The sequence below is a fragment of the Riemerella columbipharyngis genome (genome assembly GCF_900101995.1).
In the GTDB taxonomy this organism is placed as follows: Bacteria; Bacteroidota; Bacteroidia; order Flavobacteriales; family Weeksellaceae; genus Riemerella; species Riemerella columbipharyngis.
The window spans coordinates 36,886-59,890 of record NZ_FNAS01000007.1; the positions used below are offsets into that span (position 1 = coordinate 36,886).

Annotated in this window: 19 protein-coding genes and 1 pseudogene; 15 read left to right on the plus strand and 5 right to left on the minus strand. The window is 37.1% G+C overall.

All coding sequences use genetic code 11. From position 1 onward, the window contains the following. Nucleotides 1-3: 3 nt before the first annotated feature. From rnpA to BLS89_RS05200, 4 genes are read right to left on the minus strand one after another with little or no spacing between them, the layout of a single operon-like run. Nucleotides 4-360 carry a ribonuclease P protein component gene (gene rnpA, locus BLS89_RS05185; RefSeq protein ID WP_092736429.1) on the minus strand — a complete coding sequence of 119 codons (357 nt, stop codon included), beginning with the start codon at nt 358-360 and terminating at the stop codon, nt 4-6. Then, nucleotides 357-1,085: a tRNA threonylcarbamoyladenosine dehydratase gene (locus BLS89_RS05190; protein WP_092736430.1), complete on the minus strand. Its 729-nt coding sequence runs from the start codon at nt 1,083-1,085 to the stop codon at nt 357-359. Before BLS89_RS05190 ends, rnpA begins: the two co-directional genes overlap by 4 nt. Then, nucleotides 1,082-1,708 carry a TatD family hydrolase gene (locus BLS89_RS05195; RefSeq protein ID WP_092736431.1) on the minus strand — a complete coding sequence of 209 codons (627 nt, stop codon included), beginning with the start codon at nt 1,706-1,708 and terminating at the stop codon, nt 1,082-1,084. The genes BLS89_RS05190 and BLS89_RS05195 overlap by 4 nt, the downstream gene beginning before the upstream one ends. A 15-nt stretch (nt 1,709-1,723) precedes the next feature. Next, the gene (locus tag BLS89_RS05200; RefSeq protein WP_245688881.1) at nt 1,724-2,182 is read right to left on the minus strand and encodes a Rieske (2Fe-2S) protein; all 459 of its coding nucleotides are present in this window, start codon (nt 2,180-2,182) and stop codon (nt 1,724-1,726) included. 99 nt (nt 2,183-2,281) lie between these two features. On the opposite strand from BLS89_RS05200, the gene greA reads away from it, so the two are divergent. The 7 genes from greA to ftsY all read left to right on the plus strand — a co-directional run bounded on the left by greA (nt 2,282) and on the right by ftsY (nt 6,243). Beyond that, a complete protein-coding gene (gene greA, locus BLS89_RS05205) occupies nt 2,282-2,749 on the plus strand; it encodes a transcription elongation factor GreA (protein ID WP_092736432.1) in 468 nt (155 codons plus the stop codon). 46 nt (nt 2,750-2,795) lie between these two features. Continuing rightward, nucleotides 2,796-3,191: an HIT family protein gene (locus BLS89_RS05210; protein ID WP_092736433.1), complete on the plus strand. Its 396-nt coding sequence runs from the start codon at nt 2,796-2,798 to the stop codon at nt 3,189-3,191. Nucleotides 3,192-3,233: 42 nt separating this feature from the next. Beyond that, on the plus strand, nt 3,234-4,424 hold the full coding sequence (gene clpX, locus BLS89_RS05215; protein WP_092736434.1) for an ATP-dependent Clp protease ATP-binding subunit ClpX: 1,191 nt from the start codon (nt 3,234-3,236) through the stop codon (nt 4,422-4,424). A gap of 154 nt (nt 4,425-4,578) precedes the next feature. Next, complete coding sequence (gene rpmB, locus BLS89_RS05220) at nt 4,579-4,815, plus strand: 50S ribosomal protein L28 (protein WP_092736435.1); 237 nt, start codon at nt 4,579-4,581, stop codon at nt 4,813-4,815. An 8-nt stretch (nt 4,816-4,823) separates the two neighbouring features. Beyond that, nucleotides 4,824-5,006: a 50S ribosomal protein L33 gene (gene rpmG, locus BLS89_RS05225; protein WP_092736436.1), complete on the plus strand. Its 183-nt coding sequence runs from the start codon at nt 4,824-4,826 to the stop codon at nt 5,004-5,006. An 18-nt stretch (nt 5,007-5,024) separates the two neighbouring features. Further along, entirely contained in the window at nt 5,025-5,174 is a 150-nt protein-coding gene (locus BLS89_RS05230; RefSeq protein ID WP_092736437.1) for a DUF4295 family protein, read from the plus strand. Between the two features lie 112 nt (nt 5,175-5,286). Beyond that, nucleotides 5,287-6,243: a signal recognition particle-docking protein FtsY gene (gene ftsY / locus BLS89_RS05235; protein WP_092736438.1), complete on the plus strand. Its 957-nt coding sequence runs from the start codon at nt 5,287-5,289 to the stop codon at nt 6,241-6,243. Nucleotides 6,244-6,577: 334 nt separating this feature from the next. On the opposite strand, the gene BLS89_RS05245 is transcribed toward ftsY, so the two are convergent. Beyond that, complete coding sequence (locus BLS89_RS05245; RefSeq protein WP_092736439.1) at nt 6,578-8,713, minus strand: S9 family peptidase; 2,136 nt, start codon at nt 8,711-8,713, stop codon at nt 6,578-6,580. 178 nt (nt 8,714-8,891) lie between these two features. On the opposite strand from BLS89_RS05245, the gene kdsA reads away from it, so the two are divergent. The 8 genes and pseudogenes from kdsA to BLS89_RS05285 all read left to right on the plus strand — a co-directional run bounded on the left by kdsA (nt 8,892) and on the right by BLS89_RS05285 (nt 22,994). Continuing rightward, nucleotides 8,892-9,701 (plus strand): 3-deoxy-8-phosphooctulonate synthase, encoded by an 810-nt coding sequence (kdsA, locus tag BLS89_RS05250; protein WP_092736481.1) that lies wholly within the window; start codon nt 8,892-8,894, stop codon nt 9,699-9,701. A gap of 21 nt (nt 9,702-9,722) precedes the next feature. Beyond that, nucleotides 9,723-11,900 (plus strand): TonB-dependent receptor plug domain-containing protein, encoded by a 2,178-nt coding sequence (locus BLS89_RS05255; RefSeq protein WP_092736440.1) that lies wholly within the window; start codon nt 9,723-9,725, stop codon nt 11,898-11,900. Between the two features lie 13 nt (nt 11,901-11,913). Then, a complete protein-coding gene (locus BLS89_RS05260; RefSeq protein ID WP_092736441.1) occupies nt 11,914-13,983 on the plus strand; it encodes an alpha-ketoacid dehydrogenase subunit alpha/beta in 2,070 nt (689 codons plus the stop codon). Between the two features lie 266 nt (nt 13,984-14,249). Then, nucleotides 14,250-17,048 (plus strand): SusC/RagA family TonB-linked outer membrane protein, encoded by a 2,799-nt coding sequence (locus BLS89_RS05265; RefSeq protein ID WP_092736442.1) that lies wholly within the window; start codon nt 14,250-14,252, stop codon nt 17,046-17,048. 14 nt (nt 17,049-17,062) lie between these two features. Then, nucleotides 17,063-18,448, plus strand: a complete 1,386-nt coding sequence (locus tag BLS89_RS05270) for a RagB/SusD family nutrient uptake outer membrane protein (RefSeq protein WP_092736443.1) — start codon at nt 17,063-17,065, stop codon at nt 18,446-18,448. Between the two features lie 179 nt (nt 18,449-18,627). After that, nucleotides 18,628-18,837 (plus strand): hypothetical protein, encoded by a 210-nt coding sequence (locus tag BLS89_RS05275; protein ID WP_092736444.1) that lies wholly within the window; start codon nt 18,628-18,630, stop codon nt 18,835-18,837. A gap of 15 nt (nt 18,838-18,852) precedes the next feature. Beyond that, a pseudogene (locus BLS89_RS05280) lies at nt 18,853-21,558 on the plus strand (SusC/RagA family TonB-linked outer membrane protein); the annotation flags it as partial. 11 nt (nt 21,559-21,569) lie between these two features. Then, entirely contained in the window at nt 21,570-22,994 is a 1,425-nt protein-coding gene (locus BLS89_RS05285; RefSeq protein WP_092736446.1) for a RagB/SusD family nutrient uptake outer membrane protein, read from the plus strand. Nucleotides 22,995-23,005: the final 11 nt, after the last annotated feature.

Consider the following 23,005-nt stretch of genomic DNA (forward strand, 5'->3'; position numbering starts at 1 on the left):
CTCCTATTTTTGATATTTTCGGCAGAGGCTTACAAAATGCTTTTCTACTTCTCGGTAGCTTTGGGGCAGCTGCGGAGAAACCCAAAAAAGCATCATAAGAGTATCTTTGCCAAAAGTACTATGAAACATATCTTTATTAAGACGGTAAACCTCTCTCATCAGCCGTTTGGTGCGGTTTCGGTGGACGGCTCTTTTGAAAAAACGCTTGGAGACAGATACCCCCACCTGGGTGCCGCCATCGTTTTGCAGTACGATAATTTTCACACTGCCATAAGAATGCCACTTGCCTTTCTCGAATAGCAGAGAAATTTCTGATTTTCGTTTTAGTTTTTCAGTCTTTGGAAGAGTGTAATCAGTCATTCTTTTTTTTTATTAACGATATAATTAACCACTTCTGCCGCGGCATACAGCCCAAATAACGCCGGCATATAGCTAATGGTACCATAGAAAGACCTTTTGTAGTGGGTGCCGTCTGTCATTTTCAGGCTGTCTTCTTTTTGGATTTCTGTGGAAAATACACACTTAAAGCCTTTGTTTATACCGTCTTTGCGGAGTCTTTTACGGATATGCTTTGCCAGAAAACAATTTCTGGTTTTGCTGATATCGGCTACTGTTACCTGTTTGGGGTCTGTTTTGCCTCCGGCGCCCATTGCAGAGATGATTTTTGCTTTGTTTCTTTTAGCTGTTTTGATGAGGGATATTTTGGGCGAAAGGCTGTCGATACAGTCTAATATGTAATCAAATTTTTCTAAGGCAATGATGTCTGCCATTCTATCGGGATTCAGAAATTCATTGATGGGCGTAAGTTTTAGACTCGGGTTGATATCCAGAAGTCTTTGTTTCATTACTTCCACTTTATCTTTTCCGATAGAGGACCATGTGGCGGGCAGCTGTCTATTGATATTGGTAATATCTACGGTATCACCGTCTATAATGGTCATTGCCCCTACGCCTGCACGCACCAAAAATTCCGCGGCAAAGGAGCCTACACCGCCCAATCCCACTACGAGGATTTTGGCATTTAGCAGTTTTTCCAATCCTTCTTTTTTTACTAACAATTCTGCGCGTTCCAGCCAATCGGTCATTTGTTGAAAATGGTATTAAGATTATGGTCTATTTCTTTTTCTATTTCGGATAAAGGTTTTCCCTTTATTTCAGAAGCCTTAGCATAGATTTTGTCAATCGCCTCATCTGCGACATCGGTTTCTAAAAAACAATGAGATAATGGCATTTCCCGAAAAGTTTTCTGCAAAGATAGCTGATTAAGCAGTGCCGCTCCAAATGAAAGATAAAAACCTTTGCCAATGAGCATCTCTGCAATGTCTTTTTTCTTATTAAACCCGTGAAAAACAACGGGGATATTCGTTTCCCCACAAAGTTTTGCTACCTCGTAATGCGTTTTTACGGAATGAATAATGAGGGGCTTGCCTATTTCCTCTGCCAATTTTATATGCCAGCGGAAGACTTCCTCTTGGCGTTTCATTTCTGCATCCACCAGTCTATCCAGCCCGCATTCGCCTATGACCAAACAGTTTTTGTCCTTACAAAGTTCTACGATGTTCAGAAAATTTGAACCGGCATTTTCATCAATATCCATAGGGTGAAGTCCTGCAGAAAAGTAAAATGACATAGGCTTTTCGTGAAGGGCTAAGTTGTAGATGCCCTGCCTGCCTACGCTTTTGTTGTGATGATGGAAATTGAAAATCATGATATTATCTTAAGCCTAATTTTTAATAATCAAAGTGCCGGATGACGCCTCGTATATCGTATAGTAAGTTTTTGGAGGTACTTTTGCGACTTTGGAGGGTTCGCCTGTCCTTAAAATCCATTCGGCACCATCTTTGGGACATATTATTTTTATGCCGTCTTTTACTTCCAGTGTGGTGTCTGTGTCTGGGCAGAGGTGTGGAGCATTTCTATCATAAGCTTTGAAATGCGTATCATCTATCCTTACGATGATAAGTCCCCGTGTGCCGGCACCTTGTTGGTCGAGATATATCCACCCATTGGCATACCATAGGTTTCTATACGCCGGAAGATTGATGTTGATTTGAACATTAATCAGAGATTGAGGGAAGCAGCTTACCGTCTCCTGTCTTTCTGTGCTACACTGGGTAAGCATTGTCAGTAGACTGATTGCCAATAGAAATTTTGATATTTTTTGGATAATATTATACAACATAATAAATAAGTTTATATCTTTGCATGATAATGAACATATAAAATCCTGTCCGGCAAATGTCGGATTATTTTTTTATACTAACGCTAAATTAAGTAAATTATGGCATATGTAACAAAAGAAGGTTTAGAAAAAATGAAAGCTGAACTAGAGCAATTAGAAACTGTAGAGCGCCCAAAAGTAACGCAGCAGATTGCAGATGCGAGAGACAAAGGTGATCTTTCTGAAAACGCAGAATACGATGCAGCAAAAGAAGCACAAGGGCTTTTAGAAATGAAAATTTCTAAACTTAAAGATCTTATAGCAACCTCCAAAGTGATTGATGAAAGCCAGCTGGATATCTCCAAAGTTTCTATCCTTACTACAGTGAGGCTAATGAACAAGGCAACAAAAAAAGAACAGGTATTTACCTTAGTACCGGATAACGAAAGTGATCTTAAAGCCGGAAAAATCTCTGTGAATACCCCTATAGCAAAAGGACTTTTGGGTAAAAAAGTAGGAGAACTTGCGGATATTACGCTCCCGAATGGGAACAAGCTCTCGTTTGAAGTTTTAGAAATCAGCTTGTAGGGCTAATTAAAAAAGTATTAACTTTGTTTATTGAAATAAATACAAAATGGCTTCTGTTTTCACAAAAATTATTAACGGGGAGATTCCTGCTTACAAAATAGCAGAGGACGAAAATCATTTGGCTTTTTTAGATGTAATGCCCTTGGTAGAAGGGCATACATTGGTTATTCCTAAAAAAGAAGTAGATCTGATTTTTGATTTGGATTCCGAGGCATTCAAAGATCTTTGGGCGTTTGCCCAGCAGATAGCAAAAAAAGTAGGTGCAGCAATGCCTTGCGAGAGAGTAGCTGTGGCAGTAGTGGGGCTGGAAGTGCCTCATGCTCATATCCATCTGGTGCCTATCTGTAAAATGTCTGATCTTAATTTTCAGAATGAGAGGCTGAAATTGTCTGCAGAGCAGTATCAGGATATACAGAAACGCATTATCCAAGCGGAAGTATAGACTTTACAAATATTATTTTATACAAATTATCTATTATATTAAATGAATTCTAACCAATGTTCCTTTTGCGGGAGACACCGCAACGAAGTGCAAATGCTTGTTTCTGGACAGAAAGGCTTTATCTGCGAAAATTGTATAGAGCAGGCACACGCCATCATAAAAGATAAAATTTCGCATAGCGGAGGTTTTCAGCCGGCAGAAAGTATAGCCGAGCTGAAAAAACCACGCGAAATAAAAAAAATGCTTGACGAGTATGTAATTGGTCAAGATCAAGCTAAAAAACAACTTTCCATAGCGGTTTATAATCATTATAAAAGATTACTCCATGCCCAAGATGAAAGCCGAGAGGTGGAAATAGAAAAGTCCAATATCATTATGATAGGCGAGACGGGAACGGGTAAAACGCTTTTGGCGAAAACCATTGCTAAGGAGCTTAATGTACCGTTTTGTATTGTAGATGCGACCATACTTACTGAAGCAGGCTATGTGGGAGAAGATGTGGAGAGTATTTTGTCGAGGTTATTGATGGTTGCTGATTACGATGTAGAAAAAGCGGAAAAAGGTATCGTCTTCATTGATGAAATAGATAAAATAGCTCGAAAATCCGATAATCCGAGTATTACCAGAGATGTATCCGGAGAGGGCGTGCAGCAAGGGCTTCTGAAGTTGCTTGAAGGAAGTATCGTAAATGTACCTCCACAAGGTGGACGAAAGCATCCTGACCAAAAATATATTCAGGTAAATACACAGAATATATTGTTTATTGCGGGAGGTGCTTTTGATGGGATCAAGGATATTATTGCCAGTCGTCTTAATAAACAAGCGATAGGATTTAGCAAAGATAAACTAAAAAAAGAAGAAGATGAAGAGTATATCCTACATCAGCTTAATGCCATAGACTTAAGGAAATTTGGACTGATACCGGAGTTGCTTGGTCGTTTTCCGGTGATTACTTATCTGGATAAATTGACTAAAGAAACGATGATACGTATAATGAAAGAACCTAAAAATTCTATTGTCAATCAATTTACGGAGCTTTTCAAAATGGATGGCATAGATTTGAAATTTACCGACAAAGCATTGGAGAAAATAGTAGATGAAACAATGGAAAAAGGTTTGGGAGCGAGAGGGCTTAGAGGTACTACCGAGAAAGTTCTTGAGCATTATATGTTTGATATTGATGAGCTGGGCGGAGATTTAAGCATTGATGAAAAAGATATAAAAAAACTATAAATTAAAATATAGGAGAGGTATAAAAGGGTGGTTATTATGTTTAGAAAAAGGATTGACCAAGAACTAAAAAATAAATTTGATAAAATTTGTCTATATCAAAAAATATTCTTTATTTTGCACTCTCAAATAATTTTAGTAAAAAGAACATCGAGATATGTCAAAAATTTGCCAAATAACAGGAAAGCGTGCGATGGTGGGAAATAATGTTTCTCATGCTAATAATAAAACAAAGAGACGCTTTGAAATTAACTTATTGGAGAAGAAATTTTACCTTCCTGAGCAAGAAAAATACATTACGCTGAAAGTTTCTGCTCATGGATTGAGAGTGATTAACAAGATTGGAATTGAAGAAGCTGTAGAAAGAGCTATTCATAATGGATTTATTAAATAATAGAAATTATGGCAAAGAAAGGAAATAGAGTTCAAGTTATCTTAGAGTGTACGGAGCATAAAGAAAGTGGTATGTCGGGAATGAGCAGATATATCACTACTAAAAATAAAAAGAATACAACAGAAAGATTGGAGCTTAAAAAGTACAATCCAGTTCTTAAAAAATATACCGTTCACAAAGAAATCAAGTAATAATAAAGATATTTTACAATGGCAAAGAAAGTAGTAGCAACTCTGCAAACAGCGTCTAAAAAGATGACTAAAGTGGTGAAAATGGTAAAGTCTCCTAAGACAGGTGCTTACATTTTCGAAGAAAAAGTAATGAATGCAGATGAAGTAGATGCATATCTTAAAAAATAATCTAAATCATCATTGAAATATTTTAAAACTATCCTAAATTGGGGTAGTTTTATTTTTTTATTATTTTAGTATAATTGAAAATCATTATCTTTGGAAAAATGTATAAATAATTATGTCTTGGTTTAAAAAAATATTCAAAAAAGAGGAAAAAGAAACCCTCAATAAAGGCTTGGAAAAATCAAGCAGAGGTTTTTTTGAGAAAATTTCTAAAGTTGTCGTAGGGAAAAGTAAGGTAGATGATGAGGTGCTTGATGACTTGGAAGAGGTGCTTATTGCATCAGATGTGGGCGTTCAGACGACTATAAAAATAATAGAAAGAATAGAGGAAAGAGTTGCTCGAGATAAGTATCTTAATGTGGAGGAACTCAATAATATCCTTCGAGAAGAGATTACTGCACTACTGCTGGAAAATCCGCACGCTGCTACCGGAAATATAGATGCGTCTAAAAAACCTTATGTCATTATGGTGGTCGGAGTAAACGGAGTAGGTAAAACTACGACTATAGGGAAATTGGCACATCAGTTTAAGTCCCAAGGGAAGAAAGTCGTACTGGGGGCGGCAGATACTTTCCGTGCTGCAGCAGTAGATCAATTGGTCATTTGGAGTGAGAGAGTAGGAGTTCCTATCGTTAAGCAAAATATGGGTTCCGACCCCGCATCTGTAGCATTTGATACGGTGCAGAGTGCAGTAGCCCAGCAGGCTGATGTGGTATTGATAGATACAGCGGGGCGTTTGCACAATAAGGTCAATCTAATGAATGAGCTGTCAAAGATAAAAAGGGTAATGCAGAAAGTCATTCCCGATGCACCGCACGAGGTTCTATTGGTATTAGATGGTTCTACGGGGCAGAATGCTTTTGAACAAGCCAAGCAATTTACAGCGGCTACGGAGGTGAACGCTTTAGCGATAACTAAATTGGATGGTACGGCCAAGGGAGGAGTTGTGATAGGAATTTCGGATCAGTTTCAGATTCCGGTGAAGTATATTGGAGTAGGAGAACGAATGGAAGACTTGCAATTGTTTAACGGCACCGAATTTGTGGATTCTTTTTTTAGAAAAAGAGGTTAGCATTAATTATTAGGGGAATTTTATCATGGATTATTTTTGGTTTAATTGTAGGAGCTATTACTAAGGCTATACATCCAGGACAAGATTCGGACGGCTAGATAGTAATGATAGTTATTGGTGTTTTAAGAAGTTTGTTAGGAGGCTGGATGGGTACTTGACTTTTTAGAATAGATGTTACAGGGTTTGATATCAAAAATTTTGTAGTGACTATTGGAGGGGGCGTATTGCTTTTAACTCTATATAGTTTTATTAGAAGGGAGTAGTGATATTTACAATAAAAAGTAAAGCCGTTTCAAAAATCGAAATGGCTTTGTTTGTTAATGGCTTAGACTTTTTATAAATTATTTAGGATAAAGTCCGTCATTTTCTCATAGAGGTGGTGTCTGGTATATCCGCCGTATATTCCGTGGTTTTTGTCGGGATAAGCCATAAATTGGAATTGCTTTTTATTTTGGATTAAAGCTTCTTCAAAAACCATAGAGTTCTCGAAATGGACGTTGTCGTCGGCAGTACCGTGTATAAGCAGGAATTTTCCTTTCATAAGATTTGCATAGGAAGTAGGCGAGTTAGTGTCATAGCCTTGGGGGTTTTCTTGTGGAGTTCTTAGAAAACGCTCCGTGTATATAGAGTCATAGAAACGCCAGTTGGTTACGGGTGCTACGGCAATACCCATTTTGAATACATCGGCACCTTTTGTCATTGCGAGACAGCTCATATATCCGCCAAAGCTCCAGCCGAAAATTCCAATCCTATTGTCATCAATATAAGGCTGTTGTCCGAACCATTTTGCAGCAGCAATTTGGTCTTCTATTTCATATTTGCCAAGGTTGAGGTAGGTTGCTTTTTTGTATTTAGCCCCTTTGAAGCCTGTTCCTCTGCCATCTACACAGGCTACGATATAGCCTTTTTGTACCAAAAGATTGAACCAAGGTCCGTTCCAGCTGTCCCACGAATTATTAACTTGCTGAGACCCTGGACCCGAATATTGATATATAAACAACGGATATTTCTTATGCGGGTCAAAGTTTTTAGGTTTAAGTATCCACGCATTCATATCTTCTCCGGCATTATTCTTAATGGTAAAAAATTCTTTCGTTACGAAGAGGTCTTCTTTTGTTCTCTCGAGAAGTCTTTCGTTGTTTTCCAATACTTTAATGGTCTTGCCGTTATCGGTTTTCAGTTCATATACGGGGGGAGTATTGGCGTTAGAATGAGTATTTATAAAATATTTGAAATTTTGGCTGAAAGAAGCATTGTTGATTCCTTTGGACTCCGAAATGATTTCGGATTTTCCATTTTTGATATTGATTTTGGCAATTACTCTGTTTATGCTTCCATTTTGAGTCGTTTGTACATAGACATTGTTGGTGTTAGGGTTGTATCCGTAGTAGTCTGTAATTTCCCATTTTCCTTTTGTTACTTGCTTTTTCAGCTTGCCGTCGGGCATATACCAATAGAGATGTCTATATCCGTCTCGTTCGGAAGTCCAGAGCATAGAATTGTCGTTTAGGAATTCCAGAGTCAAGTTGTCGGTTTCTATCCAAGCCTTATCTGTTTCGCTAAACAGTTTTTTTGATGAAGCATTATTGGTATTGATACTGATGAGATCTACTTTGTTTTGATGGCGGTTAGAGGTTGCCACTACGATATTATTAGCCTTATTTGTTCTGAAAATTTTAGGGATATAATAGTTTTCGTAGGAAGAGAGGTCTATGGGCTGAATGCTTTTAGAGTCTAAATGGTAGACGAATAAGCTTACCACAGAGTTGTTCTCGCCAGCTTTTGGGTATTTGTACTTAAATTCTTTTGGATAAAGATAATTTTTGTAGGAAGGGATAGTCATTTCCGGGACATTAGATTCATCAGATTTTACAAAAACAATTTCATTTCCGGATTTATCCCATTCGTATTGTCTTGCGTGTCCAAATTCTTCTTCATAGACCCAGTCGGCAAGTCCGTTTAGGATTTTGTTTTTAGCACCGTCGTTTGTGATTTGTACGATAGAGCCGTCGGATAGGTTTTGGTAAAAAATATTGTTATCCGCGATAAAAGCCACTTTGGAGCCGTCCGGAGAGAAAGCTGGTTCCTGTACATAGTTGCCGTTGTTTAGGGCTGTGGTTTTTCCCGTTTTCAGATCTTTCACCTCAAATTTGCCGTAGAAGGAGTACCTGTAAATGGGTTGTTTGTCTGTTAGTAATAGTATTTTGGTTTCATCATCGGATAGAGTATAGTCCTCAAAAGAGCCTTGTACGATGTAGCCTTCGTTTTTTTGGTCCTTGTAAGAATATTTTGCGATACCGTTTTGGTCTATTACGGCATATTCTTCACCGTTTCTAAGGGAAGCAATCCCCTCGATGCCTTTCGGATAATACTTTCCCGAGTAGATTTTGTCTAAAGTAACTTCTTGTGCGGTGAAACCGTTAACACCTATCAGCATGATTCCTATTGCTGCTATGATTGATTTTTTCATATCAAGATAAAATTTTATCAAATATAAACATTTCTAAGGAATTGAAAAAAAGAATTGTTAAGAAGCAGGGGGCATAGAGGAGAGATAATAATTTATTGGATAAAATTTTCTTTATTCTCTCAAAAAATATTAAATTTAGGGGTTGAAAAAAATAGTTAAGTTTGCAAAAATTACCCTTATGATAGAGCATTTAGAAAACATTAAACATAAAAATTCCAAAAACTTTTTTCTGATAGCGGGCCCTTGTGCCATAGAAAATGAAAAAATGGCAATGGATATTGCAGAAAAAATCATTGAGATAACGGATAAGTACCAAATTCCGTACATATTCAAAGGGAGTTTCAAGAAGGCCAATCGTTCTCGGATAGATTCTTTTACGGGGATAGGAGATGAAAAGGCTCTTGAAATTATTTGGAAAGTAAGTGAGAAGTTTGGAGTACCTACTACTACGGATATTCACGAAAATGCACATGCGGCTTTGGCGGCACAGTTTGTAGATGTTTTGCAGATTCCTGCATTTTTGGTAAGGCAGACGGATTTGGTTGTTGCGGCGGCAAAAACAGGGAAGTGCGTTACGCTGAAAAAAGGACAATTTCTTTCACCTGGGGCTATGAAGTTTGCGGTGCAAAAGGTGTTAGATTCCGGTAATGATAAGGTGGCGGTTATAGAACGCGGGAATACCTTTGGTTATACGGATTTGGTAGTGGATTTCAGAGGGGTTCCCATGATGCAGCAGTTTTCGCCGGTGATATTAGATGTTACGCACTCTTTGCAGCAGCCCAACCAAGACAGCGGCGTTACAGGTGGTAAGCCACAGCTGATAGAAACCATTGCGAAAGCCGGTATTGCTACGGGAGCAGATGGACTTTTTATAGAAACCCATCCGGAGCCTAAGTCTGCGAAATCAGATGGTGCTAATATGCTGCCGCTTGATCAGTTGGATGGGCTTTTGGCAAAACTTGTCAGAATAAGAGAAGCTATTTTATAATTCCATTTAAATCATTTTATTTTGAAAAAATTATATTTAATACTACCTCTGTTACCATTCTTTGCATTCTCGCAAGTAGAAAAAAGCAAGGATATAAAGGGGATTGTATTCCAAAAGAAAAAGAAATCTACAGACCTTACCAATACAGCTATCTCTACTAAAGATGCTCGACAAGTAGCAACGGTTTCGGGCGGCATAGAGGGGATTATCAAAACGCTGCCCTCTGTAAATTCTAATACCGAGCTCTCTTCGCAATATATGGTAAGGGGCGGAAATTACGATGAGAATCTTATCTATGTTAATGATATAGAGCTCTATCGTCCTTTTCTTATTCGTAATGCTCAGCAGGAGGGAATGAGCGTCATCAATCCTGATATGGTTTCTGCCATTAGTTTCTCGCCGGGCGGTTTTGAAGCGAGGTATGGCGATAAGATGTCTTCGGCACTGAATATCTATTATCGGGAGCCAAGACGCAATGAGCTTTCCGGGGCGGGTAGCCTTATCGGTAGCAGGCTTTCGGTGGGTGTTGTATCAAAGGATAGAAAACTGGCGGCATTGGTTTCCGGGCGTTACAGAAACACCAATTTAGTTCTCAATACCCTTAACGAAGATACGGATTTCAATCCTCAGTACTTAGATGTACAGTCTTATATCAATTATCATTTTAGCCCAAAATGGACGCTTTCTTTTTTAGGCTATTATTCTAAAAACGATTACCGTATGGTTCCAAAGAAAAAAACAGTGAACTTTGGAACATTGCAGCAGCCTATTACGCTTAATGTTTTTTATGGAGGGCAAGAAGCGGATTCTTATAAAAATATGATGGGGACGGTGTCTCTCAACTTTAAGCCTAATAAAAAATGGCAGTTTATATTAGATAATTTTGCTTATCAGAATAGAGAACGAGAGTATTTCAGTATAGGTTCTGCGTATCAGATTCTGTCTTTTGATCCTCAGACGGGAGCGCCTTTGCCGTCTTATGATTTGGGCGGACAGATAGATCATGCAAGAAATGACCTTCTGGTAAAAACCGTAGGAAGCCAGCTGAAAGCACGCTATTCTCCTAATGCAAACTCCGATATAGAAGTTGGGCTAAAATACGAAAAAGAATTTCTAAAAGATAATACCAATGAATGGCAGCTGGTGGATTCTTTAGGGTATAGCAAGCCGAGAGCTTTCTTGCCACCGGGGCAATTGGATACCGCCCCTTTGAAACTTAGGTATCATATTCATGGGGTTAATGAAATTCGTTCTGTGAGATTATCCGGTTATGCGCAATTGTCCAAAAAATTCTATATAGGAGAAGCAAAAGCCTATATAAATGCGGGAGTAAGGGCACAAAACTGGAGTTACAATAAGCAGAGTTTGATCTCACCGAGATTGCAGTTTGCACTAAAGCCAGATTGGGAGCAGGATATGCTCTTTAGAATTTCTGGAGGGATATATTATCAATCACCTTATTACAAAGAAATAAAGAATTTGGATGGGCAGTTTGACCCTAATATAAAGGCACAGAAATCGATGCAGGTTATCGTCGGTAACGATTATGAATTCCAAATGGCAGGCAGACCGTTTAAACTTACGACAGAAATTTACTATAAGGGAATGAACCACCTTATCCCTTACTATATAGACAATGTGAGGGTGAGGTATTCCGGCAATAATAGTGCTAAGGGCTATGCGTACGGCGTAGATACAAGGCTCTACGGGCAGTTTGTTCCCGGTGTGGATTCGTGGATATCTGCGAGCTATGCCCGATCTTTTGAGAACATAGACGGGCGGGGGTATATCCCAAGACCTACGGACCAAAGATTTAGGTTTGCAATGTTTTATCAGGATTATATGCCGAAGTTTCCAAGTATGAGGGTTAATCTTACCTTAGTGTATGCTTCCGGGTTGCCAAACGGGGCGGTAGTTTTTGCTGACCCATATCAATATCAGAAGAGGCTGCCGGCTTATCGCAGAGTGGATATAGGGCTTTCCAAAATTTTTATAGACCAAAATGAAAATAAGGCTTATGGAAATTTTTGGAGGCATTTCAGAGAGTTGTCTTTGGGGGTACAGGTGTTCAACGCATTTAATATTAACAATACGATTTCCAATCAGTGGATTAACGATATTAATACCGGCTATGTTTATCCAGTTCCGGTAAGGCTTACGGGGCGTTTTTTCAATGTTAAGTTGAATTTCAAATTATAAAAAAATAATCAAAATGGCAAATACTCATCATATAAGCAATGAAGTTTTAAGAAAAGCATATCGTCAAATGATGCTTGCTAAGGCAATGGCGGACATTTACGAAGAAAATAGGAGTATTTGCAAATATGTGCATAGTACTTCGCGCGGCCACGAAGCCATACAGCTAGCAGCTGCCTATCAGATGGAGTCGGAAGATTGGATATCGCCGTATTATCGAGATGACAGTATGCTTTTGGGTATGGGATTCACGCCTTACGAGCTTATGTTGCAACTTTTAGCAAAAGCAGACGATCCCTTTTCCGGAGGGCGTTCGTATTATTCTCATCCATCGAGCAGAGCAGAGGATAAACCCAAGATCATCCATCAGAGTTCTGCTACGGGGATGCAGGCAATTCCGACTACCGGTGTGGCACAAGGTATCCGCTATATAGAAACTTTTGGATTAAAGAAATTTAAGAATAACCCCGTAGTACTGTGTAGTTTGGGGGATAACTCTGTGACGGAGGGGGAGGTAAGCGAGGCGTTTCAGTTTGCGGCACTTCATGAATTGCCCATTATATTTTTGGTTCAAGATAATGAATGGGGGATTTCCGTAACGAAAGAAGAAGCACGTACCGCTGATGCTTACGAGTTTGTAGAAGGTTTTAAGGGGATGAACCGTATGCATGTAGATGGTACGGATTTTATCCAAAGCTACCAAGCGATGAAAGAGGCGGTGGACTTTGTGCGGAGAGAAAGGCAGCCGTTGTTGGTTTGTGCTAAAACAGTTTTGATAGGGCATCACACTTCGGGGGTGCGCCGAGAGTTTTACAGAGATGAGGCGGATTTGAAAAAACATAGAGCAAAAGACCCCGGTAATATCCTTAGAGCAAAATTAATAGAAAGCGGTTGGGCAGAGGAGGACCTCAATGAGATAGAGAAGGAAGCACGCCGAGAGGTAGAAGCAGATTTTGAAAGGGCTAAGAATGCTAAGGAGCCGTCTGTGGACGATGTAGCCACTTATGTCTATGCACCTTGTCCGATAACAGAGGAGAGTGGAACACGCGAGCCCGAGGGGGTAAAAGATAAAATCGTAATGGTAGATGCTGCCATACACGCCATACAAGAACTGATGAACAAACACCCCGAGGCTGTACTCTATGGTCAAGATGTGGGCGCAAGAATAGGCGGCGTGTTTAGAGAGGCGGTTACTTTGGGAAACAAATTCGGAAATAAAAGGGTTTTCAATACCGCTATTCAGGAGGCTTATATTATAGGTTCTACTGTGGGGATGAGTGCTGTGGGGTTAAAGCCGATTGTGGAAGTCCAGTTTGCGGACTATATTTATCCGGGGATTAATCAACTGATCACGGAGATTTCTAAATCTTGCTATCTCAGCCACGGCAAATATCCTGTGAGTAATATCATCCGTGTACCGATAGGTGCTTACGGCGGTGGTGGACCTTATCATAGTGGGAGTGTAGAAAGCTTACTCTGTAATGTTAAAGGCATAAAGGTGGCTTATCCAAGTAATGCCGCTGATTTTAAGGGGCTTCTGAAAGCGGCGTATTATGACCCTAATCCTTGTGTGATGCTTGAGCACAAAGGCCTTTATTGGTCAAAAGTTCCCGGCACCGAAGATGCAAAAACCATAGAACCGGCAGAAGATTATATCTTACCATTTGGAAAAGGAAGAATAATGATAAGAGCTGACGAGGAAGAGATTAAAAAAGGACGGACGATGGTAATTGTTACCTATGGAATGGGTGTTTATTGGGCTAAAGAAGCGGTAAAAGATTATAAAGGTAGGGTAGAAGTAATAGATTTAAGGACTCTTAATCCTCTGGATGAAGATTTGGTTTACAACAGCGTGAAGTGCCATGGTAGATGTCTTGTTCTTACAGAGGAGCAGCTTAATAATTCTTTTGCGGAAGCTTTTGCATCAAGGATATCTAAGGCTTGTTTTCGTTGGTTAGATGCACCGGTGGAAACTATGGGGGCGTTGGATTTGCCTGCGATACCGGTGAACTCTGATTTAGAAAAAGCAATGCTTCCTACTGCGGTTAAAGTGAGAGATAAGATAGCAGAAATTTTAATTTTTTAGTCTAAAAGGAGCTTTTTATTAGCATTTTTTTATAGTCTTTTATTATTTATATCGTTTATAAATAGAGTTTTTTGTGTTAAAAAAAAGTTTTGTTTTAAATTATTTTTTGTATTAGTGTTTTATTGGTATTGATATTTTTTGTTATAATTTGTTTTTGTATAATATTTGTTAAAAACAAATTTTTTTGTAAAAAAATGTAATAATGTTTGGTAGTGTTAAGTTTTATTAACACTTTTGCATCTTAAAATAATCTTAAAATTTATTATATGAATGTAAAATTGCGAGTGCTAGCAGTGGGTACAGTATTCTTTCTGGGAGCTCAAAGCGTTTTAGCACAAAAAACAAAAAAGGATTCTGTCAAGACAAAAGATCTTGATGAAGTGGTGATGGTCGGGTTTGGCCGTAAAAAGGCTGTCCAAGAAATTACAGGTGCAACGAGTGTGATGAAAGCAAAATCTATTCAGGATGTACCGGTAACGTCTGTGGATAAAATGTTGCAAGGTAGAGTGAGTGGTGTGCAAGTAGGATCTGCATCTGGTCAGCCAGGTAGCTCTACTATTGTACGGGTTAGAGGGTTATCATCAATTAATGGTAGAGTTTCCCCTGTATATGTAGTAGATGGAGTTAGAGTTTCTTCTGGAGATTTGACATCTAACACAGCAACAGCAAATATTTTGTCGTCATTAGATCCAGATTCTATTGAAAGTATTACTATACTTAAAGATGCAGTTTCTACTGCCGTGTATGGTGCTGATGCCGGTGCTGGTGTTATCGTAATTACAACAAAACAGGGTAAAAAAGGTAAAGCTAAATTTAACTTAGGTATGAGCCGTGGGGTTAGTTTTAGAGCTGTAGACGGTTATAGAGCATTAACTACTCCGCAATATAAGCAATATCTTTTTGATGCTATTAAAAATGGATATAATGAAGCAACAGCAACCAACTATATAAATAATAGATTTGATGATACCTATAACACAGATTGGAGAGCTGTAACAGAGCGTACATCCGGAGCATCTGTAAGCAATATAAACTTAAGTGCTTCTGGAGGTACTGATAGGCTTCAATATTATGTTTCGGGTAATTATTTTGATCAAGATGGAGTAGTTAAAAATTCTAGCTTCAGCAGATTTTCTTTTAATTCTAAAGTAGATTATCAAGCTACAGATAAATTAAAATTATCATCCTCTACACAGATGGCTTACAGCAAGCAATCTTCTTTGGCTGGAGGTGCTGCATTTTCGAATCCTATATTGCAACAGTATTTCCTATTACCTACAGACCCTGTGAGAAATCCGGATGGTACTTACTTTGGTTTGGAAGATAATCAGGTAAGTAATGGATTGTATAACCCAGCAGCATTATTGGAGTATAATAGTATCAAAACGGGTACAGCAAAGGTTTTTGCAAATTTTTCAGCAGAGTATTCTATACTTAAAAATTTGAGATATAAATTGGTTTTTGCACCGGAATATATTAATATAGAAGAAAATAATTATGCTAGTCCATTACATGGTGATGGCTTTGCAAATAGAGGGCAAGCAAGAGCAGCATACACTAGATATTTTAATTATAATGTTCAAAATATCTTGAGTTATAGTGCTAATGCTGGGCTTAATAATTTTGATATCACAGCTATCCAGGAAGCGTATCAGTCGCAGTATTATTACTTATCAGGTTTCGCTCAAAATGTAGGAGCTTTAGGTTTAGAAACTCTTTCGAATTTTGTAAAGCCGGTTTCTATTGATAATACTAAGAGTACTTCTTCAAGAAATGGGTACGCTCTGACTGGACATTATGATTATGATAGATTGGTATTGTTAGATTTATCTTATAGAAGAGATATCTTGTCTAATTTTGTACCAGGTAAGAAAGGCGGAAACTTTTGGTCTGCAGGATTGGGAATTGATTTGGCAAGGCTACCGTACTTTAAGAATATCAGATCTGTATCTATGCTTAAATTCCGTTCTTCTTATGGTAGGGTAGGAAATGAGGTGAGTACATTGCCTTATGCATTGTATGGTTTTACGAATAGTTATAATAGTAAGCCGGCTATTACTTATTCAGGGGTATACAATCCAAACTTGACATGGGAAACAGTTTCTCCATTCAATATAGGACTGGATTTTGGTTTCTTTGATAATAGATTTACATTGTCTGCAGAATATTATCATAAAAAAACAGATAATTTAATCTACAATATTCCATTATCACCATCTCAAGGTTTGACAAGTTATTTTAATAATATTGGCTCTTTAGTTAATAAAGGTTTTGAAATATCATTTAATGCGGATATTTTCAAGAATGGTAGAGATGGATTTAACTGGAGCATAGGAGGTAACTTCAATACATTGGATAATAAAGTAACCCAGCTTTATGGAGGAGCTGTTAGAGGCTCGAGTACCATCTTGAAAGAAGGAGAGTCGGTTGGAACTTATTATCTTAGAAAATGGGCAGGTGTAGATCCAGATAATGGAAATCCTCTTTGGTATAAAAATGGTGTAGACGGAGAAACTACCTCAAACTATGGAGAAGCACAACAAGCTGTACAAGGAGCTAGATTCAATAAATATTTTGGAGGGGTCAATACAACTTTGTCTTATAAAGGGTTTTCTATAGATGCACAGGCTACTTATGGATTTGGAGGTAAGATATATAATGGGGCTTGGGGACGTTATTTCTTGAGTGATGGTGCGTTCTTACATGCACCTTATTCAGGATATTCAGATGCTATGGATTATTGGACTCCTGAAAATCGAAATGCTCAAAATCCAAAACCTGTATATCGAAATGAATCATTGTCTAATGAACATTCTACTCGTTACTTATTCAAGTCTGATTATATTAGATTAAGTACGGCTAAATTAGCTTATACTTTTGATCGTTCTTTAATAGAAAAATCAGGATTGTCATCTCTTCAGATTTATCTATCAGGAACTAATATTCTGACTTATAGATTTGATAAGAAATTGAAGCTGGATCCAGAGATTGGTCTAGCAGGTACGGCTGATTTGGATCTTCCAATTATGAAAACTTATTCATTAGGTGTTAATATAGGATTTTAATAAAAAAAAATAAAATGTTAAAAATAAAAAATATAAAAATAGGAGCGTTGGTCTTTGGGCTGGCATTGGTGGGTACATCTTGCAGTAATGATTTTGTCGAAACAAAATTTTATCAAAATATACAACAAGGACCTTTAACAGATTTGAGTGCAGTTAGATCTGCCATAAGAGGGGTGTATTTTTCTATGGAAAATACTAGTTACCTTGGTAGAAATTACGAAGTTTATGCAGAGATTAGATCTGATGAAATGGCTGGTACGGGTCGAACAGGAAGATTCACTACTGTTGCACAATATAAAAATATGCTCTCTAGTGATTCTTATGCTGGAGGAACCTATAACCAAATATACGCCGGTGTTTATAAGACTAATATCATTATAAATACAGATGTTAATGCTATACCTGCTGCTCAACAGTCCCAGGTAAAATATATACAAGGACAGGCTAAAGTATTAAGAGGCTATATGTTCTTTGATTTATTAAGACTTTATGGACAAACCTATACAGGAGGTACACTTGGGGTAGTAACTCCGTTGGTGAATGATCCTAAGGCTCTCCAAGCAAGAGGAACTATAGAAGAAAATAAAGTTCAGATAGAAAAAGATTTTACTGAGGGATTAGCATTAATGGAAGCCAATATTGGTGAATACAATAATGAAGAAGGGAAACAAGAGTTATCTATAGATGCTGCAAAAGGTCTAATGGCAAGATATTTTCTATACAAAGGCGATTATGCCAAAGTAAGAGATATAGTAAAAAGCTTGTATGGAAAATATTCTGTAATTTCTGCAGATGATTATGTGAGATCATGGACTCAAAATAATTCAAGTCCTAACTCTATTTTTGAATTTGCTGTAGGGACTCAAGGGGCTTATGGATACACCGGAATACAAAATTTATATTCTCCAAATGGATATGCTAATACAATATTGGCAGATGGTTTCGTTTCTAAGTATGAGCCTAAAGATGTAAGATTAAAAGTAATAAACTCAGCAGATGTAAATGATGATAATATAGATGAATACTATTTAACGGGTAAATATACAGATCCGTCAGGAGCTGATAATATTAAATTTATTCGTTACGAAGAGATTCTTCTAGATGGAGTAGAAGCAGAATTACAAGGAGGAGATGCTGCATTAGCTTTGAAATATTATAATGATATTTTGACAAATAGAGGTTTATCTGCTGCTACATCTGTCACATTGGAACAACTTAAATTGGAGAGAGCTAAAGAGTTGTTAGGAGAAGGTTTCAGAGAATGGGATTTACTAAGATGGGGAAATACTAGTTTTGTACCTAATGGTATTGATAAAAGATTATTAGCGTTCCCTATTCCAAGATCGGAGACTGATATTGCAGGAACTCCGATGGTAGCTAATCCAGGATATGATAACTAGTATTTAGTTTAAATAATTTCTAATTTTAAAGGAATCTGTTTATAAACAGATTCCTTTTTTTATGTATAGAATAATAAATTTTGTTTAATAAGGTATATTTAGTCTAATTTGTACTATTATTAGGCTTTTAGGAAGAATTGTAGTGTTTTTTTTTTTTTTTTTTTTTTAATTTTTTTTTTATGAATGTTAAATCATACGTGTTTACAGCCGGAGCACTCTTCTTTTTAGGGACTCAGGGGGTGATGGCCCAGAAAACAAAGAAAGACTCTTCTTCTATCAAGACAAAACAGATTGATGAAGTGGTAATGGTAGCTTTTGGAAAGCAAAAAAAAGAAGCTGTCGTAGGTTCGATTTCTGTAGTAGATTCCAAAGTCTTAAAAAATCAATAAGCTCCGAGTGTATTATCTTCCTTGCAAGGATCTGCTGCGGGGGTTAGTGTTATTTCTTCCGGAGGTCAGCCGGGAGATAATCCTTCAATCTATATTAGAGGGATAGGCTCGATTAATGCAAGTACCCAGCCGTTGATAGTTCTGGACGGAGTACCTTATAGTGGTAATATCAATAATATTACTCAGGATCAAGTAGAATCGATGACTTTGTTAAAAGATGCTTCATCTACGGCTTTATATGGATCGAGAGCGGCTAATGGGGTTATTGTAATAACTACGAAAAGTGGTAAGAGAAATTCTAAACCAACTGTTAATATGACTTCGCTGGTAGGAGTTTCTGCACCTGCGGTAGAACTTTATAAAAAACTAGGAGCCGCCGAATATTTAGAGTATGCTTGGCAAGGGTTAAAAAATAAGTATCAATATACAGATAACAATACAGAGGCAGAAGCTAGGCAAAAGGCAACAAATGAATTAATTGATAATTTAAAATATAACCCAACGGATAAAGATATGCCAGTGGGCATTGATGGAAAGCTGGTGCCGGGAACTAAATTATTATGGGATACAGATTGGGAAAAAGCAATTTTAAATAAAGCAGCTTTCAAACAAGAACATAGATTTGATGTTAGCGGAGGTAGCTCTGATACTAGATATTTTATCTCTGCAGATTATTTGAATATGAATGGTTCGGTAAAGACATCTAACTTTGAAAGAGTAGGGGTTAGGATGAATTTAGATTCTAAAGCTAATAATTGGTTGGATGTAGGGCTTAAATCTGCGTATACTAGTTCAGAGCAAATTTATCCAACACAGTCGGGAGCTACTTATGCGAGTGCCATACAATGGATAAATAGCGTTGCAAATATATATCCGCTTTATAGGAGAGATGAGAATGGTAACTTTGTATATGATGCTTTTGGTGGAAAAATATACGACTATGGAAATAATGGGATTAAGATTAACCAAGGTAGACCTCTTTATGAAAATGAAAATGCAGTAGGAGCTTTATATAACAATCAATCTAGAATTCGTCGTTATAGTTTCCTTGCTAATGGTTATGCAGAAGCTCATATTACAAAAGATTTTTCGCTAAAATCACAATTGGGATACGAACAGTATGCTAGAGATGATTATGGTTATACGAATTATTTAGTTGGTGCTGCGTCTAGCGTTAGTGGAAGAGTATCACAGTATAGAAATTTAGGAAAGACAGTTAACTTTACAAATAGTGCAAATTACAATGCTAAATTTGGAAACCATGGATTGACAGCACAAGGAATATTTGAAGTGTATCAGTTTACATATGATTATCTAGGTGCACAAGGAACAGGATTCCTTCCTAATGTATATGAGCTTAATGGTTCGACAAAACCAGAATCTGTAGCAGGATATGTCAATAGAGAAAGGATGGTTTCATATCTTGCTCGTTTAGCATATGATTATAATAATAAATATTTTATAGAAGGCTCATTTAGAAGGGACGGGTCTTCCAAATTTTCTCCGGAAACCAGATGGGGTAATTTTTATTCTTTCGGAGGTTCTTGGATGATATCTAATGAAAACTTTTTGAAAGGCAGTAAAGTTCTTAACCAGTTGAAATTAAGAGCTTCTTATGGGGAGTTAGGGAATAACTCGGGTATCGGCTATTTCCCTTATTTGAGTTTGTTTGATACTGGTTGGAATCAGTTAGATAATACAGGAGTTCTATTAGGTTCGATATCTGATTATTTATTGACATGGGAGAAAACAGCTTCTTCTAATATTGGATTAGATTTTGGATTTTTCAATAATCGTATTTCTGGAAATATAGATTATTTTGTAAAAAAATCTGTAGATCTAATTTACTCCAAACCATTACCAGGATCTACGGGGAATACTTCTATTACAACTAATGTAGGAAGCATCAAAAACTATGGTGTAGAGTTTACTGTAAATACTAAGAACATTAAAGCCAAAAACTTTACTTGGAATTCTAATTTCAATATATCTTTTGTGAAAAATAGAATTACTGAGCTTACCCAAAAGTCATTCCTAAACGGTTCTAAGAGATGGGAGGTGGGAAAATCATTGTATGATTTTTTTATTCCGGTATGGCTAGGGGTAGATTCTGAAGACGGTATGGGAGTTTGGCAAACAAAAACTATAGAAGCTGATGGAATGGTTACTTACGGAAAAACCAAAAATTATACTGAAGCAAATAGCGAAACAAATAGAGAATATGTAGGAAGCTCTTTGCCAGATTTTACTGGAGGTTTTTCTAATTATTTTAAATGGGGTAACTTTGATCTAAATGCTTTATTTAACTTTAGCTTTGGTAGCTATATTTATGATGGTCAGTATGCCGGATTGATGTCTGGCTTTTCAACACTTGGTTATCAACAGTCAGTCGATGTGAAAAATGCTTGGACAAAACCAGGAGACAACACAAATGTGCCAATCAATATAGTTGGTCAAAATAACAATAATTCTACATCTACTAGGTTTTTGTTTAAAAACGACTATATAAGGTTGAAGTCCTTAACTTTTGGATATAATATACCTAAAGAATTAACCTCTAGTTTCGGAGTATCTAATTTTAGAATATTCCTCCAAGCAGATAATGTATGGACATGGCAAACACACAAGGGGATAGATCCAGAGCAAAGTATTGCAGGAACGACAAACAATAGATCATATAACCTTAAAACAATTTCTTTAGGATTAAACTTAAACTTTTAAATAATAAAGTAATGAAGACAATAAAAATATATTTTATCGCGCTAATTTCTCTACTATCTGTATTTCAGTCTTGTAGACAAGAGTATTTGAATGAACCAAAACCCACAGATGCTGTTTCTCCAGAGGTAGTTTATGGATCTAAAGAAGGAGCTACGGCTTTTTTATCGGGTATTTTAAGAAGTACAAGAGGGCAGTATACCTCTACAGATTCAGGAAACTTAACTTCATTGTATTTTGCTAGAACAGTTAAAGGGAATGATATTATTCTGTCTGGAAGTTGGTTTTTATTTGATTATGCAAATAATAATAGAGAACCGAATTATAGAAGACCTGGTTTTACTTGGAACTATTTATATAACATTATTAACAAAATAAATGCGTTTATACAAGGTGTAAGTGAATCTAAATCAATAGCAGAAGAAGATAAAAAAGCTTTACTGGGACAAGCTTATACAATGAGGGCATGGATGTACTTTGAGCTTAGTTTAGAGTTCCAACATACATATACATATGACCCGAATTTACCGGCACCACCTATTTACGATATGCCTAATTCTGTAGAAGGAAAAGGAATGTCTACACAAAAGGAGCTTTACGATTTTATCAATGCTGATATACAAAAAGCTCTTGATATGGGAAGCTTTGATAGGGTAAATAAATCTTATTTTAATAAGCAAATTACTTATGGATTGGCTGCCAGAGTGAACCAAGTGATGGGAAACTGGGTAAAAGCAGCTGAATATGCTCATGCAGCTTATGGAGGAAATGTAGGTGCGGTATTGGATAGCAGTATGTATGGAAATGGCTTTGACGATATGGATGCAAATAAAGAATGGATGCTAGCTATACCACAGAGTTCTGACCAATCAGCGTACTATTGGATCGCTCCTAGTGTATTTATGGATGTGGCTGGAGCAACATATAAAAATGGTTTCATTAACAAATCTTTAGTTAATAGTTTTTCAGATACAGATGTTAGAAAGTTGTTTTCAAGTACAGGCCGAACTAATTATTTACAATATTATACAACCAAATTTAAATTTTCATTTTCTGCTGATGTAGCATTAATGAGAACGCCTGAGATGATTTTGATAGAAGCAGAAGCATTATATCATACAAATCCAAATGCAGCACATGATTTGTTGTATGAATTGCAAGTCAATAGAGATCCGTCTGCTGTTAAATCAACGAATACAGGAGAAGCTCTTTTGAACGAAATTCTTTTAGAAAGAAGAAAAGAATTGTACGGAGAAATGGGAGTAGAATGGTATGATGCAAAAAGATTAAGAAGAGGGCTTCCTAGAGATCCTTGGCATCGTGTAAATATGGCGAATGATCCATTGATGCCAGATGACAAAAGATTTTTCTTGAAAGTGCCACAATCAGAAATTGATGCTAATCCAAATATTCCAGCTTCAGTTAATGATGGTAGGTAGCAAAATAGTTT